Origin of the sequence: Flavobacterium amylolyticum (assembly GCF_048284335.1) — a bacterium.
Classification (GTDB): Bacteria; Bacteroidota; Bacteroidia; order Flavobacteriales; family Flavobacteriaceae; genus Flavobacterium.
Genome location: NZ_JBLVPG010000002.1, coordinates 740,557 through 756,026 on the forward strand (window position 1 = coordinate 740,557; position 15,470 = coordinate 756,026).

General features: G+C 31.6%; 18 protein-coding genes. 5 read left to right on the forward strand and 13 right to left on the reverse strand.

The genetic code is table 11. From position 1 onward, the window contains the following. Positions 1 to 91 precede the first annotated feature (91 nt). Both ACNQF9_RS09345 and ACNQF9_RS09350 read right to left on the reverse strand, forming a co-directional pair. Complete coding sequence (locus tag ACNQF9_RS09345; RefSeq protein WP_072943262.1) at positions 92 to 571, reverse strand: Lrp/AsnC family transcriptional regulator; 480 nt, start codon at positions 569 to 571, stop codon at positions 92 to 94. A 76-nt stretch (positions 572 to 647) separates the two neighbouring features. Next, the gene (locus ACNQF9_RS09350) at positions 648 to 1,802 is read right to left on the reverse strand and encodes a M14 family metallopeptidase (RefSeq protein WP_417990111.1); all 1,155 of its coding nucleotides are present in this window, start codon (positions 1,800 to 1,802) and stop codon (positions 648 to 650) included. A gap of 311 nt (positions 1,803 to 2,113) precedes the next feature. On the opposite strand from ACNQF9_RS09350, the gene ACNQF9_RS09355 reads away from it, so the two are divergent. Beyond that, complete coding sequence (locus ACNQF9_RS09355) at positions 2,114 to 2,590, forward strand: helix-turn-helix domain-containing protein (RefSeq protein WP_417990112.1); 477 nt, start codon at positions 2,114 to 2,116, stop codon at positions 2,588 to 2,590. Between the two features lie 341 nt (positions 2,591 to 2,931). Here the strand turns inward: ACNQF9_RS09355 and ACNQF9_RS09360 are convergent, their stop codons facing one another. The 7 genes from ACNQF9_RS09360 to pyrR form a co-directional block, all read right to left on the reverse strand. Then, positions 2,932 to 3,192 carry a hypothetical protein gene (locus ACNQF9_RS09360; RefSeq protein WP_417990113.1) on the reverse strand — a complete coding sequence of 87 codons (261 nt, stop codon included), beginning with the start codon at positions 3,190 to 3,192 and terminating at the stop codon, positions 2,932 to 2,934. Continuing rightward, positions 3,186 to 3,458, reverse strand: coding sequence for a hypothetical protein (locus ACNQF9_RS09365; RefSeq protein WP_417990114.1), 273 nt, complete (start codon positions 3,456 to 3,458; stop codon positions 3,186 to 3,188). Before ACNQF9_RS09365 ends, ACNQF9_RS09360 begins: the two co-directional genes overlap by 7 nt. Positions 3,459 to 3,732: 274 nt before the next feature. Next, on the reverse strand, positions 3,733 to 4,293 hold the full coding sequence (locus ACNQF9_RS09370) for a 1-acyl-sn-glycerol-3-phosphate acyltransferase (protein ID WP_417990115.1): 561 nt from the start codon (positions 4,291 to 4,293) through the stop codon (positions 3,733 to 3,735). 124 nt (positions 4,294 to 4,417) lie between these two features. Further along, a complete protein-coding gene (locus ACNQF9_RS09375) occupies positions 4,418 to 5,323 on the reverse strand; it encodes a ribonuclease Z (RefSeq protein WP_417959726.1) in 906 nt (301 codons plus the stop codon). A gap of 86 nt (positions 5,324 to 5,409) precedes the next feature. Beyond that, positions 5,410 to 5,742, reverse strand: coding sequence for a ribonuclease Z (locus tag ACNQF9_RS09380; protein ID WP_417959725.1), 333 nt, complete (start codon positions 5,740 to 5,742; stop codon positions 5,410 to 5,412). Between the two features lie 73 nt (positions 5,743 to 5,815). Next, positions 5,816 to 6,742: an aspartate carbamoyltransferase catalytic subunit gene (locus tag ACNQF9_RS09385; RefSeq protein ID WP_417990116.1), complete on the reverse strand. Its 927-nt coding sequence runs from the start codon at positions 6,740 to 6,742 to the stop codon at positions 5,816 to 5,818. Between the two features lie 46 nt (positions 6,743 to 6,788). Further along, positions 6,789 to 7,328, reverse strand: a complete 540-nt coding sequence (gene pyrR, locus ACNQF9_RS09390; RefSeq protein WP_417990117.1) for a bifunctional pyr operon transcriptional regulator/uracil phosphoribosyltransferase PyrR — start codon at positions 7,326 to 7,328, stop codon at positions 6,789 to 6,791. A 486-nt stretch (positions 7,329 to 7,814) separates the two neighbouring features. Between pyrR and ACNQF9_RS09395 the strand changes: the two genes are divergently transcribed. Continuing rightward, positions 7,815 to 7,988, forward strand: coding sequence for a hypothetical protein (locus ACNQF9_RS09395; protein ID WP_417990118.1), 174 nt, complete (start codon positions 7,815 to 7,817; stop codon positions 7,986 to 7,988). Positions 7,989 to 8,084: 96 nt separating this feature from the next. Here ACNQF9_RS09395 and ACNQF9_RS09400 read toward each other — a convergent pair whose 3' ends face one another. Then, positions 8,085 to 8,639: a fasciclin domain-containing protein gene (locus ACNQF9_RS09400; protein WP_417959722.1), complete on the reverse strand. Its 555-nt coding sequence runs from the start codon at positions 8,637 to 8,639 to the stop codon at positions 8,085 to 8,087. 842 nt (positions 8,640 to 9,481) lie between these two features. On the opposite strand from ACNQF9_RS09400, the gene ACNQF9_RS09405 reads away from it, so the two are divergent. Next, the gene (locus ACNQF9_RS09405; RefSeq protein WP_417959721.1) at positions 9,482 to 10,834 is read left to right on the forward strand and encodes a M20/M25/M40 family metallo-hydrolase; all 1,353 of its coding nucleotides are present in this window, start codon (positions 9,482 to 9,484) and stop codon (positions 10,832 to 10,834) included. Positions 10,835 to 11,078: 244 nt separating this feature from the next. Here the strand turns inward: ACNQF9_RS09405 and ACNQF9_RS09410 are convergent, their stop codons facing one another. Together ACNQF9_RS09410 and menD are read right to left on the reverse strand one after the other, a co-directional pair. Beyond that, positions 11,079 to 11,252, reverse strand: coding sequence for a DUF2853 family protein (locus tag ACNQF9_RS09410; protein ID WP_417990221.1), 174 nt, complete (start codon positions 11,250 to 11,252; stop codon positions 11,079 to 11,081). Between the two features lie 79 nt (positions 11,253 to 11,331). Then, positions 11,332 to 12,993: a 2-succinyl-5-enolpyruvyl-6-hydroxy-3-cyclohexene-1-carboxylic-acid synthase gene (menD, locus tag ACNQF9_RS09415; RefSeq protein ID WP_417959719.1), complete on the reverse strand. Its 1,662-nt coding sequence runs from the start codon at positions 12,991 to 12,993 to the stop codon at positions 11,332 to 11,334. 94 nt (positions 12,994 to 13,087) lie between these two features. On the opposite strand from menD, the gene ACNQF9_RS09420 reads away from it, so the two are divergent. After that, positions 13,088 to 13,585 (forward strand): GNAT family N-acetyltransferase, encoded by a 498-nt coding sequence (locus tag ACNQF9_RS09420; RefSeq protein ID WP_417959718.1) that lies wholly within the window; start codon positions 13,088 to 13,090, stop codon positions 13,583 to 13,585. A 107-nt stretch (positions 13,586 to 13,692) separates the two neighbouring features. After that, positions 13,693 to 14,643: a tRNA dihydrouridine synthase gene (locus ACNQF9_RS09425; protein ID WP_417959717.1), complete on the forward strand. Its 951-nt coding sequence runs from the start codon at positions 13,693 to 13,695 to the stop codon at positions 14,641 to 14,643. 196 nt (positions 14,644 to 14,839) lie between these two features. Here the strand turns inward: ACNQF9_RS09425 and ACNQF9_RS09430 are convergent, their stop codons facing one another. Beyond that, complete coding sequence (locus ACNQF9_RS09430; protein WP_417959715.1) at positions 14,840 to 15,427, reverse strand: glutathione peroxidase; 588 nt, start codon at positions 15,425 to 15,427, stop codon at positions 14,840 to 14,842. Positions 15,428 to 15,470: the final 43 nt, after the last annotated feature.

The following is a 15,470-nucleotide window of genomic DNA, read 5'->3' on the forward strand; positions in this document are numbered from 1 at the left end:
TTTGGTTGTAGTTGGTTTAGTTAATTTGTCATAAAAAAACCCCAAGAATTAACTTGAGGTTATATTTAAAATATAGCGCATTCAAGATTAATTACATATTTTTAAAAATAGTATGCATCAAACGCTTCTTATCATTTATACTCTCTTCAAGTGAAATCATAGTTTCTGTCCTATAAACCCCATCAATATCATCAATCATAAAGATAACATCTTTGGCGTGTTTAGTGTCTTTCGCTCTAATTTTACAAAATATATTGAATTTTCCAGTTGTCACAGAAGCAACTGTTACAAATGGAATTTCGTTAATTCGTTCTAAAACAAATTTTGTTTGAGACGTATTGTTTAGAAAAACACCTACGTAAGCAATAAAAGAATATCCTAATTTGTCATAGTCAAGTACTAATGAAGATCCCATAATTATTCCCGCATCCTCCATTTTTTTTACTCTAACATGAACGGTTCCTGCTGAAATTAATAATTTCTTAGCAATATCCGTAAATGGAACTCTTGTATTGTCTATCAGCATATCTAAAATCTGGTGATCTACTTCATCTAAACGAAACTTACTCATAATTCTTAAATTAATATTATTAATCACTAAAACAAAGTATAAAAATATACATAAAAACAATAAAAAGACAAAAATATTATATTTTTATCATCCCATTAACAATTTTTATGTCATTATCTAAATAAAAATCAGCTTTTTGATTCAATTTAGGAATGTCATCTCGGCCATTTTTGTATAAAGCTCCTTTAGCATCATATTCAAAATGACCAAAATAATTATCTAAATTTCCTATTTGTGTAACATAGGCATTGAAAACAATCTGATTATCAATTAGCTCTTCTTTGTATTGCACCGCAAAATTGGTGATAATTTCGATACCATCATAATTTATTTTGATGTTTTTATACATAAAATCACAAAAAACGACTTTATTTTGAGGAATACTCAAATATTTATTAATTCCATTGCTAACTATAACGTTTTCGCAAAGTAAAGTAAAACTAGAAACCAATGCTATGAAAACGTATTTACGCGTATGTTCTCTTTCATAATCATTTGCAAAATGTCCTGCTTCAAACAATAATGTAGGAACTCCTAAATACTGAAAGGTATCTCCAATACAATTTATATTAAACGAGTCATCAAAACGCCCTACTTGATTTGGCAAGTACTCTTGTACTTTTTCATTAATTCCAGCAATAAGATCAATCGCTTTCAATCTAGATTCATTCATCTCCCGTTCTTGATTGTAAGAAGGCGCTAAAAAAGATAAAGTAGCAGATTTCCCTGTATCACCAACACCAAAAATAGTACGCTGATCATGAAGATTAAAACAATAATCTGGTTTGAAAGTTTCAAAAACTTCTCGTAGCACCTTGCTTTCAGGTTGTGTAAGATCTTGAGAATCCCTGTTTAAATCTACTTTATTAGCATTTTCTCTAGTATATAAAACTGCGCCATCAGGATTCAGCATTGGGATACTACAAAAAGTAAAAGCATTTAAAAATTGCCTGGCTATTTCTGAGCCGCCATTCAATACATTCAGAAAGTCAATTAATGCTTTGGTAGTGGTACTTTCATTTCCATGCATTTGTGACCACAGTAAAATTTTAGTTTTACCCTCACCAATCACGTACGAATAGATAGGTTTTCCCAGAACCGATCTTCCAACAATTCTAAGTTGATTATTAGAATTTAGATTTTGTAATAATGGCTCAATCGAATCTAAAGTAATGTAACGACCATAAATTGATTCTTCTTTATATTGTTTAAATACTTGTTCTAAATTCATGATGTTTTATTTGATTTACAAAAGTAAACATCTTTATAGTTACATTTGTAAATAGACTATTGTTTGAATTATTTAACGATGTAAACACCTGACTACCTCCCTACACCTTTAGACATACCTTCCCAATTGACAATTGTTAAACATATTAATATTGTAATTTATTCAATTATATATCAGATATTTAAGTTATATTACATACTGACTTACTTTATATTATTTAATAATTTAAATACGATTTACACTTGTAATTTTGCTAATACGAAGCATTATGATTACATTTGTAAATAGAACTCATTTAACACTAATTTACAATGGTAAACATAGAAGATTTCATAAAAAGATTAGAAATTATACTGGATTATTACAGTTTAAATGCTTCTTCTTTTGCTGATAAAATAGGTGTACAACGTTCAAGTTTGTCTCACCTCCTCTCTGGAAGAAATAAGCCCAGTCTGGATTTCATTCTTAAAATTTTAGATGTTTTTCCTGATGTAGATTTGTATTGGATTTTAAATGGAAAAGGGACCTTTCCAAAAAATCAGGAAGAGTTTGATATAAAAGAAAAAAAAATTGAGGAATCTACAATAGGAAATATTCCTGATTCATTAAATACTGAAAATGTTTCTCAAAATTTATTCTCAAAAATAGAAAATAGCATTAAAATTCCCTCTTTTGAAAATAAAAAGATTGAAAGCCAAAATATAATAAAAGAATCTACTTTTAAAGCAATTGACAAAATTGTGATCTTTTATAAAGATGGGACTTTTAAAAGTTACATTCCAGAATAAAAATACCCCCAATTCAGATTTTCAAATTAAGAATTTTTATAGGTATGGTCTATTTTTATTTTCTAAGAATAAAAACTGAAGTCACACCTGCTTCAGCTCTAATATTTAGCGGTGCAAAATCGCCCGATGCCATTTAATAGCTATACGTCAATACTTGGTCACCAGCATTAAGCCTTTCCGCTACGTAAATATATTTTGTAACACTATCATAAGCAACATCTACTGGATTCCCCAAAAGTGAATTTGATCAGTAAACTCTAATTTGATCAGTAAACTCTAATTTGATTAGTTAATCCAATTGTTCCAGTTGCTGGAGTTGAAGCAAAAACGCTAGCGAAATTCTATATAATTACTAACTCTCCATCGGTTGCTGAAGTTGCGCTTGCAACATCTGTTAAAATCATAATATCGTCTGAATTTGAATATGTAATTTCATGTTTACGAGTCAAACCTGCAACAGTTATGCGTTTAGTTGGTGAAATAGAACCTGATATATTAGAAATAAAGTTCTTAAATTGAATAATATCAGCTACAGCATACAAATCACTCCCATCCATGTGAATGCCCCAAAGTTTAAAATCGGTTGTGAATGTTTTTAGCATTGAAAATCCTGTAGTACTTTTTGGTAAACAAAAAGGTTATTCATTAATCCATTAGAAGCTAATTGATCTTGGGCTACTACTATTACTACTACTATATTGCCTGATAAAGCAGTTTCACGTGCATTTGTGAATTCTCCCGTTAGACTACTTAATGATAACATCAAATTATCGGTACCAGCATTAAGTACTGTTTTTAAGCCAGTATACGTTTCTAGTCGATTGTTCGTTCTTGAAGCTGTAGTAACAGCATCTTGTCTGACTATCATATGAAATTCCCTCAGCATCTAGTGATCCTAGTGTAAACGATTTAACCATTGGTGTAGTAGCTAATAAATTAAATACGTTATTTTTCCTGATGTGTTGCTTGATGTTACTAAAGAATCTTCTGAAGTAGAGCTATCAGGATCATTATTATCGCAGGAAGTAAAAAAGAGCATCAAAAAAGCAGAGAAAATAAATAAATTCTTTATAATATACGCTTTAGAGATTTAATTATATTCACGAAAAAAGAATGCTTCTAGTTTTATTTTTTTACTCCTTTTAGACTTTTTTAAATGAGTATCCGTTTTCAGGGATTTTTCCAATAACTGTTTTAAAATGCTTTTTTAAAACTATTAAATCCATTTCTAAGTTTCCTGAGGGATGTACCGGGCATCCTAGATTAACTTCCTTTTTACCAAAATCAAAAGCTACGGGAACTATAGGCACATTTGCTTTCAAGGCAATATAATAAAATCCCGTTTTAAGTTCTTTTACTTTTTTACGAGTTCCTTCAGGAGCAACAGCCAAGCGAAAAATTTCTTTTCTTTGAAAAATAGCTGCAATAGATTCTACCTTATTCAAGCCCCCAGATCGATCCAATGGTTCTCCACCCATATATTTAAAATAAAATCCAAATGGAAAACGAAACAATTCTTTTTTCCCAACCCAATTCATTTCTAATCCTGTTATTCCACGGGTAAAAATTCCCAAATAAAAATCATGTGCACTACTGTGAGGCATTACCATCATCACACATTTTTTGATGCCTTCATCAATAGAGCCAACTATTTTCCAACCCATGAGCTTGAAAAATATCCATTTGTAAAATTGTTTCTTCATTAATTTATTATTTATCACACAATAGATAACTAGACAACAGCAGAAAATTTAAAATTAATATTGGATTTTAAATAATTATAAGATCTAATTTTAAATTTTACACGCTGAAAGTTAGCTTCTTTGTTTAAAACTCAAAACTTTTTCCATCATCAGCTAAAAGAACCTGTGGAAAAATAGTTTCGGCTTCTTCCTTAAACAATTCGATACTCTCATATCGAGTGGAATAATGTCCTAGAATTAATTGCTTTACATTCGCTTTTAAAGCAATCGTTGCCGCATCTTTAGCTGTAGAGTGTAATGTTTTTTTTGCGAGATTCTCCTCAGATTGTAGAAAAGTAGATTCATGATACAAAACATCTATATCCTCTATATGTTTTAGCATGGCTTCATTGAAAACAGTATCAGAACAAAAAGCATAATTTTTGGCTGGGATAGGATCAAATGTTAGGGCCGCATTTTGAATAATTCTTCCATCTTCTAGCGTGATGTCTTTTCCATTTTTTATTTTTTGATAGTAACAGGTATCGATTTCATAGTTTTGAACTGCATCTAAATTAAGTTTTCGATCGCCAATTTTTTCTTGAAATAAAAAACCATTGGTGTAGACACGATGTTTTAATGGAATCGTTTTTACTAAAACTTTTTCATCTTCAAAAATAATTTCGCTTTCTAGAGATTCTAATTCATGGAAAAACAAACCGTAATTCGTCCAGGAATTAGACAATCGCAATTGAAGCTTAATGATTTCTTTGATTCCCTTTGGTCCATAAATATGCAAATCAGTAGTTCTATTTAATAAAGTAAATGTAGAAACCAGTCCTACTAATCCAAAAAAGTGATCACCATGCAAATGAGAAATAAAAATATGATTTATTTTAGAGAATCTAATTTTATTCTTCCGCAATTGCACTTGAGTTCCTTCTCCACAATCAATCAGAAAAAGTCTATTTTTTATTTCTAAAACCTGGGAAGTAGGGTTAGTAAAAGTTCGGGGGGTTGCGGCATAGCAACCAAGGATTGTTAGTTTCAATTTTTAAATATTCGATTATTTATTTCACCGCTTGATCGGTTATTGGGTAATTAATTAGATGAATTAATTGAAGGGTTTACAGCAATTTAAAAACCTAAATCTCTTTCAATCTCTTCCATTTCAATAATATCACGCGCTTCTAATAAAGAAGGAACAACTGTTAATTTAGACGGAACGGCGTTATAATCAAAATCTGAAGTAATAATAACAAATGACTTTTTAGATTTTTTATGCTGTTTAGATAAAGGCATAAATAGCTTAATATCATTTGCCGATAAGTCTTTATGCAACAAAAGATCTATCATAATATTATGCTTTTCAAATGTTTTATATTGATGGGTAACCTTCATTAAAAAAGAAGTAAAATCACCCTGTGTATCCCTTATAGTTATCGTGTGTCCTTTTTGATCTACTTTCATTGGATTAGATTTCAAAATCTGCACTGCGACAGATTATTTTATAAATAGCTAATTTACAAAGTTTTATATTAATTTATTGAATTTTTGATGCTAAAAGATAAATTACTGCCATTCTAATTGCTACACCATTTTCTACTTGATTTAAAATTACCGATTGGTGTGAATCAGCTACTTCACTAGTAATCTCAACGCCACGATTAATTGGTCCGGGATGCATGATTATAATTTCTTTATTAAGAGAGTCCAAAAGGGTCTTATCCACTCCATATTGTTGTGCATACTCTCTTGTAGACGGGAAATAATTAACATCCATTCTCTCATTTTGTACCCGCAACATGTTTGCAACATCACACCATTCGAGTGCTTTTCTTAAATCAGGTTCTACAGTAACACCAAGTGATTCTATGTACCTTGGGATAAGTGTTTTAGGTCCGCAAACTTTAACTTCGGCACCTTGCATTTGTAAAGCATAAATATTAGATAAAGCTACTCTAGAATGCAAAACATCACCTACTATAACTACTTTCTTACCCCTCACTTCACCTAGCTTTTCCCGAATGGAATAACTGTCTAATAAGGCTTGTGTTGGATGCTCATGTGCACCATCGCCTGCGTTTACAATACTAGCTTTTACGTTTTTGGATAAAAAATAGGCAGCTCCGGGATTTGCATGCCGCATAACTACCATATCCACTTTCATCGAAAGAATATTATTTACAGTATCGATTAATGTTTCTCCTTTTTTGACAGAAGATTGTGCCGCAGAAAAGCTTATTACATCAGCTGATAACCGTTTTTGGGCTAATTCAAAAGAAAGTTTAGTTCGAGTACTATTTTCAAAAAAAATATTAGCAATGGTAATATCTCGTAACGAAGGTACTTTCTTAATTGGTCGATTGATGACTTCTTTAAAATGATCGGCAGTTTCAAAAATCAGGTCAATATCATTCGCATTAATGTATTTTATCCCCAATAAATGATTTACGCTTAATTCTTTCATTTTTATTTACGATTATAATTTTTAATAGTTGGCTTTTTAATTCAATCTAACTTGTAATTAAATACACGCCATCTTCGCCATCATTTTCTTTCCAGCTCACTTTCACTTTCTCATTGTTTATTGCATCTACTTGTCTTCCTCTATAATCTGGTTGAATTGGTAAATTACGACTGAAACGTCTGTCTATTAAAACCAAAAGTTCGATCTCAGAAGGTCTGCCGAATGATTGAATTGCAGTCAAAGCGGATCGAATGCTGCGTCCCGTGAACAAAACATCATCAATGAAAATTACTTTTTTATTTTCAACAATAAAATTAATTTTGGTTTTATTTGCCTCCAATGGTTTATCGGTTCTTCGAAAATCATCTCTAAAAAAGGTGATATCAAGATACCCTAATTGGATTTCAGGAGTTCGGTATTCTTTTTCTAAAATTTGTTTCAAGCGTTCCGCCAAAAATACACCTCTGGGTTGAATTCCAACTAATATTGTATCTGAAAAATTTAAGTGTTTTTCGATTAATTGACAGGCCAAACGATGTAATATGATAGTAACTTCTTTTGCAGTAAGTAATACTTTTTGACTCATAGTAATTATGTGGTTTGGTTTGGCAAATATACAAATTCCAATTTATGATTTTATAATTATAACATGACAAAATAGCACCATTTAGTATTTACTCAATGAAATGACCGTCAGTTTACGCAAATTTATTTTAAAGGCAGTTGCTTATGGTTCTTTAAGCCACTATTTACAGAATCAAGATTGCATAGTTACAGTGTAAATCCCATCAATAACCAAAAAGTGCTCCGACTTTCTAAAAAAGCCTTAAGCTATTTTAATAGTTTTTTTTTCAAATTAAAAGTACGGCAATCATATTCAAAATTTTGAATTAAATAAAAACAAGTAAATTAAAAAATCTATTTTTTTTGTATTACTTTTATTTTTAATTATTGCATTTAAAAAAAAATTCATAATTTTTAAGGTCTAAATTTCATAATAAAATCAAATAATTGTGTAACAAATAACTTACTTAAAATATTAATTTTACATTCTAACCTAAATTTAATAATTATGCAAAAAAAAATAACCCGTTTATTGATGCTTCTTATAGTATTAATATCATTTTCAAGTTGTTCCCTAATAGAAGGAATATTTAAAGCCGGCGTAGGTGTTGGTATATTTATAGTTGTAGCAGTTATTGCCGTAATCGTTTTTATTATCAGCAAGATTTTTGGAAGAAAATAAACAAAAGAATTTTAAAATTTTCGTTTGAAACACAAAAAAGCCTCGCAAAATGCGAGGCTTTTTCGATTAACAAAATAGCAACCCTCTAATCAAAAATTATTTTTTTGGTAAAACAACTGCATCAATTACGTGAATTACACCATTTGATTGGTTTACATCGGCAATTGTTACTTTAGCTTTGTTCATGTTCTCATCAGTAATATACAAATCTTTACCTTTCATCCAAGCCGTTAAAGTTCCACCACTAACTGTCTTTAAAGTCGCTTTTCCTTTTCCCATTTTAATAGCTTTTGCAATATCTGAAGCATTCATTTTTCCTGCAACAACATGGTATGTTAGTATTGTTTGCAACATTTTAATATTTTCAGGTTTCAATAATGTTTCAACTGTACCTTTTGGTAATTTATCAAATGCAGCATTTGTTGGAGCAAAAACTGTGAATGGTCCTTTACTTTGTAATGTCTCTACTAACTCGGCTGCTTTAACTGCGGCGACTAATGTAGTATGATCTTTAGAGTTTACCGCATTTTCAATAATGTTTTTAGAGGGATACATTGCTGCTCCACCTACCATAACACTTTTTTGAGCGAATGAGGTTGCTCCTAAAACTACTGTAAATAATGCAATTGATAATAATTTTCTAGTTTTCATAAAATTTATTTTTTAAGTTATATTAAAGCATTTACGCACTAAGACTCCTTTTGGTTTTAAAAAAACGGAATAATTTGCAATTAATTTATTTTTAAATCCTATATTCTATTTTTTTAATGATAAGTTTTAAAATTTCTAATTAGACTTTATTGAAGCTTGTATTCTTTTATATTACGAATAATAAGATTGCTTATAGTAAAAGTTTCTTTTGAAATAAAAAATCTTATTTGATACAAAATTGAAGATAAAATATTGAAATTATATGTTCAACTTTCCTATAGGAATACCCATAGATTATAGCTTAAAAGAAAATCATAACCAGATTAAGAATTTTGATGATCATTACCCTTTTAGTTTTCAGAATTTAAAGTGAAAGCTATTAAATAAATTTAATATTAAAATAGTTAATAACCATACTTGATTTAAAAATTAATAAAGTATTTACACTTCTAATACGAAACACAAATATACTAGCGCTTTGTATAACAAAAGTAGATTAACGTACAAGGCTATTTTAGTTGATCGCTTTACAAGTATGACAATCAAAGACTTATTTGTAAAATCTTTAGACTAAGATAATTTGAAGTAATATTTGTAAACCACTCCACAAAATCTCCGCCTTTGAAAAAGTAAAAGACAATCTACTAAACGCTACAACATTAAAAACTATTTAGTATCAAATCCATTAAAAACAAAAAAAATGATCACAAAATCAAAGACTTTATTGAACTATAGCAATTTAAAAGTATCTTTTATAGATAATTAAACAAATCCTAAAATCTAATTTCCCCATAATTTCCTTTTCTTTTTACTAACTTTGAAAAAACTAAAAAATACTATTAATGAAACCAACCTCAATTCTTTGTTTATTCCTACTACTATTCATTTCTCATAGCAATTACGCACAAACCACCGTCGATGACCCGGAAATAAAAAAAATGGTTGCCGAAGTAAAATCGGAAAACATGGAAGCTACAGTTCGCAAACTAGTATCTTTTGGAACCCGACATACGTTAAGCGACACCAAAAGTAATACCCGCGGTATTGGAGCGGCGCAACGCTGGGTAAAATCAGAATTTGATAAATATGCTTTGACATCAAATGGAAGACTAACTTCTGTCATTGACTTTTTCACCATCAAAGCTGATGGAAGACGTATTGCCACCGACAGCCAGTTGGGTAATGTTATGGCAACTTTAAAAGGAACGGATCCTACAGACGATCGTGTATTGATTATAAGCGGCCATTTAGATTCCCGTGCTTCAGATGTGATGGATGCCAAATCTGATGCGCCAGGTGCTAATGATGATGCTTCCGGAGTAGCTGCCATGATGGAACTTGCCAGAATTATGAGCCAAAGAGAATTCCCTTTTACACTAATTTTCGTAGCTGTAGTTGGAGAAGAGCAAGGATTGTACGGAGCCAAACATTTAGCAGATGTTGCCAAAGATGGAAAATGGAATGTTATTGCGATGATCAATAATGACATGATTGGAAACAGTTTGTCCAGCGGTACTTTATTGCGTGACAATACTAAAGTACGCGTTTTCAGTGAAACAATTCCATTCTTAGAAACGGAAGCCGAATCAAAAATACGTAAATCGACCAATCGCGATAATGACAGTCCCTCTAGACAATTAGCCCGTTACATCAAAACGGTTACCAATCAATATGTAGAGCAACTAGACATTAATTTAGTCTATCGCAACGACCGTTTCTTACGTGGTGGCGATCATACTCCTTTCAGCCAAAATGGATTTACAGCCATTCGTTTTTGCGAAATGAATGAAAATTACGATCACCAACATCAAAACGTGAGAAAAGAAAACAATATCCAGTACGGCGATCTTACCGAGTTTATGGACTTTGAATACATGAAGAAAGTAACCTGTTCTAACTTGGCTACATTCAGTAATTTGGCTTGGTCTCCAAAAGTGCCAACAAACGTAGGGATTGAAGTAAAGGACCTGACTAATTTTTCTACTTTAGTATGGACTGCACCTGAAGGAAAATCAGTTTATGGGTATAACATTCTTATCAGAGAAACGTCATCACAACATTGGGAAAAAACAATTTTTGTAAAAGACACAAAAGCTGAAATCCCATATTCTAAAGACAACTTTTTCTTTGCTGTTCAAACAGTTGATGCATTAGGGCATTCCAGTTTACCCGTTTTTCCAGTACCAATTCGTTAAAAATCGTTCAAATACTAAACAAAAAAGCGTTTGCCTCGGCAAACGCTTTTTTTATGAATACTATTTACAAATTAGATGTTACTTGTAAACACTCTCTTTTTTGAAGTGAACTTTAAATAACTAATAAATTACCGCTCTGCATTTATTTCTTTTGAGCGAGGTATATTTACATAACTGTAGCTATTGCTGCATCTAGTTTCGGTTCCACGGGCAAGTCTTAATTACTTGATTAAGAAGTTGTTTTTTACTGTGTCCAATTGAAATTGCTGAGTTCCGGCCAATGTTGCAAATCATCTTTATAAATTGACGGACCACAACCAATAGTAACTTTTGTCAACAAATCGATATCTGGATTTACGACACATTTGTCTATAAAATCAGCTGTATACCCTTCAGTTAATTCGTCTCTTGCACTTATACAAAAAAAGTTACTGTTTGATAATAACTTCTAATACTCTTAAATTTAATCATCCATTTTAACGAACATCAAAAATTAATTAGATCAATTCTTTAAAATATTGCAGTAAAATACTGTCGTTTTCCAAGGTGGGCGTGAAAATTTCTAAAATACTTGGTTTCTCATTTTGAGCATACAAAACGGTCAAACTTGTTTCTAAACTCTCCTCATCGCTGGAAATACTATATTCAAAGCCATACATTTTAGCCAAATGTTCCGCAGTTAAACAATGGGAAGTTTCAAAGAATGTATTAAAAACTGGACTTTCTTCATGTCCTGGTAAAATCCTAAAAATTCCGCCACCACCGTTATTGATTAGAATAATCTTGAAGTTTTTCGGGATATAATTGTTCCATAACGCATTGCTGTCATACAAAAATCCAACATCACCCGTTATAAAAACAGTCTGTTTAGCACTGGCAACAGCTGCACCAATAGCCGTAGAAGTACTTCCATCGATTCCGCTGGTACCGCGATTGCAATACACTTCAATCGAAGGATGAATGTCTATTAATTGCGCATAACGAATAGCGGAACTATTGCTGATTTGCAGTTGGCTGTTTGTTGGCAAACACTGCATTACTTTTTCAAAAACTTTAAAATCCGAAAAAGGAATTTTGTCTAAATACATTTCACTTTTTAGCTTTCGCAACACTTTTACAGTATCTAATTGCTTGAAATAATCACTTTCTATAGAACTGGTAAGTGGCAAAAAAGCATCAAAAAACACATTTGGAGCTACTTCAAAATGTTTGGTCAAAGCACCAAAAGTATCATACGCTCTCCAAGAATCAATATGCCAATGGTGTTTTGGTTTGTATTTTCTTAAATAAGCTTTGATTCGTTTAGAAACGACCATTCCGCCAAAAGTGATTAAAATTTCTGGACGGAAATTCTCAAAATCATCATTCGTAAAAGGTGTAATTATCGTATCTATATTGTTTATAAAAGTAGGATGATGCAGGTTAGAAGTCGTTTCAGTCAAAACTACAACCGATTCGTCTTTCGCAAAAGCGTCAATAATATTTGAATTGATTGCATTTGGTTCATTTACACCAACTAGAATCATTTTTTTAGTAGAATTGTTCCAAATCGTTGCATATTCCGAAACGTCTTCGATAGAAATCGTCTGAGTAGCATTTGCAAAAGCGATACTATTCACTTCGACTGAAAGGGCTGAAACGGTTTCATACAAAGGCTCTTCGAAAGGTGCATTGATGTGAACAGGACCTTTTTGAGTAATTGCTGTATCAATCGCCTCATTTATTTTTAAATCATTTTCGGTCGAAACAGCCTCATGCAAATTAGCATTAAACAACGAATGATTTTCAAACACATTTTCCTGTCGGATGGTTTGGCCGTCGCCAATATCAATTTTGCTTTGCGGTCGATCCGCCGAAATCACAATCATAGGTATCTGACTGTAAAATGCCTCGGCAAAAGCCGGATAATAATTCAGTAAAGCGGAACCCGATGTACACACCAAAGCTACGGGCTGTTTCGTTTGTTGCGCAATTCCTAATGCAAAAAATGCAGCAGCACGTTCGTCAGCAATACTGTAACATTGAAAGGCAGGATTACTCACAAAACCTATTGTTAACGGTGCATTTCTAGAACCCGGGGAAATAATTATGGTGGTGATTCCTTTGGCTAAACAAATTTCAATAATGCTTTGTGCTAAAGGTATTTTGGGGTAAATCATTGTTTTAGTTTCAAAGAAACAAAGATACAAAGTTGCAAAGGTTTTTCTCTAATCTTAAATAGTTTTCTTAAATTTGAAGGAAAATAAATTCTATATGGAAATCAAAATAAGACCGGCTGTTTTTACCGATTTAGATACAATATTGGAAATCATCAATCACCAAATACTGCACAGTACTTCTATTTATGATTATGAGCCACGTGATTTTGAAACCCATAAATTGTGGTATGAAGATAAATTGGCCCAAGATTTACCTGTAATTGTTGCCGAAACTGAAAACGGAACAATTGGATACGCTACTTATGGAACTTTTCGTCATAAAATAGGCTACCGTTTTACAGTAGAACATTCTGTTTATGTGGCGGAAGAATTTTTAGGAAAAGGCGTTGGGAAATTATTATTGGCCGAACTTATCCAATTGGCAAAAAAACAAAAATACCACACTATGATTGGCGTTATTGATTCCGAAAACAAAGGTAGTATTGCTTTTCATAAAAAATATGGTTTTGAAACCGTTGGTATTATAAAAGAATCCGGATATAAATTTGACCGTTGGTTGAGCTCCGTTTTCATGCAATTGATTTTAGAATAATTGAATTGGAACTAAAATAAAGTTCGTTTATTCAACATATGAGGCTTTAAAAACTTTATGACTTCAAGACTTGAGCTTTGTAGTATATTTGCACAACTAAAAATTACATGGACTACACCTTACTTTCATCGCCTCTTCAGGGATTTACCGACTTTCGTTTTAGAAATGCACAAAACAAAATTTTTGGAGGAATTGATACGTTTTATTCTCCTTACATCCGTTTGAATGGAAAAATGGTTATTAAACCATCGTACGAACGCGACCTGCTTGCTGAAAACAATCTTGATTTAGAAGTAATTCCGCAAGTGATAACAAACGATGCCGATGAATTTTTATTTGTGGCCAACTATGTCCGAGAATTGGGTTATAAAGAATTAAACTGGAATTTAGGGTGTCCATATCCTATGGTGACCAAATCTGGAATGGGCTCTGGTTTGATCAGTAATCCTGAAAAAATCAATACTATTCTTCACAGAGCACACTATGAATCTGACATTATTGTGTCAATGAAAATGCGTTTGGGCTATGAAAACAGTGAAGAAATACTTGATGTTTTGCCTATTTTAGATACTTATCCTATTAAAAATATTGCGATTCATGCGCGCATTGGAAAACAATTGTACAAAGGTGGCGTAAATCTAGATGCGTTTCAGCTATGTATTGATAACAGCAAGCATAAACTGTATTACAATGGTGATATAACCTCAGTGGCTAAATTTCATGAAATGCAAGAAAGATTCCCAAGCATTGACCACTGGATGATTGGCAGAGGATTAATTTCGGATCCTTTTTTACCAAGCATGATAAAAAACAATACTTCAGAATATCCTGCGAACAAAATGGAATTATTCAGTACGTTTCACGATACTTTGTATGCTATTTATAGTGAATCGCTCTCTGGTTCAACACATATTTTATTGAAAATGTACCATTTATGGGAATATTTTTCGGCTACGTTTTCAAACCCACATAAAGTTTTGAAAAAAATAAAAAAAGCGCAAAGTATACGGAATTACGAAGCAGCTGTTGCGGAAATTTTCAAAAACGAAAAAATTTAATTTTTTATACTCTGTATTACTTCCAGTTCAACATTCAATATTAAAGTTCAATACTGAATATTTCTTAATTTTTTTGGATGAAAATTCAAGAATTGAATAATCCCTTCACTATTTAAAAAAAAATGAGATTCTCATTTGATTGAGGATCTCATTATACTATTTTAAATCAATTCGTAACGTTACGATAGTGGCAAAATTATCCTTTCACCCAACTTACAATTTTTTCATCAGTAGGTTCTACTGCAGAAAGATATACTTTTTCTAATTCTCCTTTTTCATTAATTAAGTATTTTTGAAAATTCCATTTTACATCTGAATCTTGTAATCCATTTTTGGCTTTTTGAGTTAAAAACTGATAAATTGCTGCCATATCTGCCCCTTTTACAGAAACTTTATCCATCATAGGAAAAGTTACTCCATAATTTAATTTACAAAATGTTGCAATATCTTCATTAGTACCAGGTTCTTGTGAAGCAAAATTATTTGCAGGAAAACCTATTACTACTAAACCTTTGTCCTTATATTCTTTGTACAAAGCCTCTAACTGTTCATATTGTGGCGTATACCCACATTTTGAAGCTGTATTTACAATAATGATCTTTTTCCCTTTAAGGGTAGAAAAATCAAAAGTATTACCTGATAAATCTTCTACTTTGAATTGATATATCGTCTCTTTGGCTATAGATGTTGCAGTCATACTTTTTTCAGATTTTTTGGGTTGTGCCTGGTTTTGGCAACTAAATAAAATTAAAGCACAAGTGGCTATAAATACTAGATTTTTCATAGTTTGAATTTTTTATAAAAATAAAACAAATATTTGTCTCATA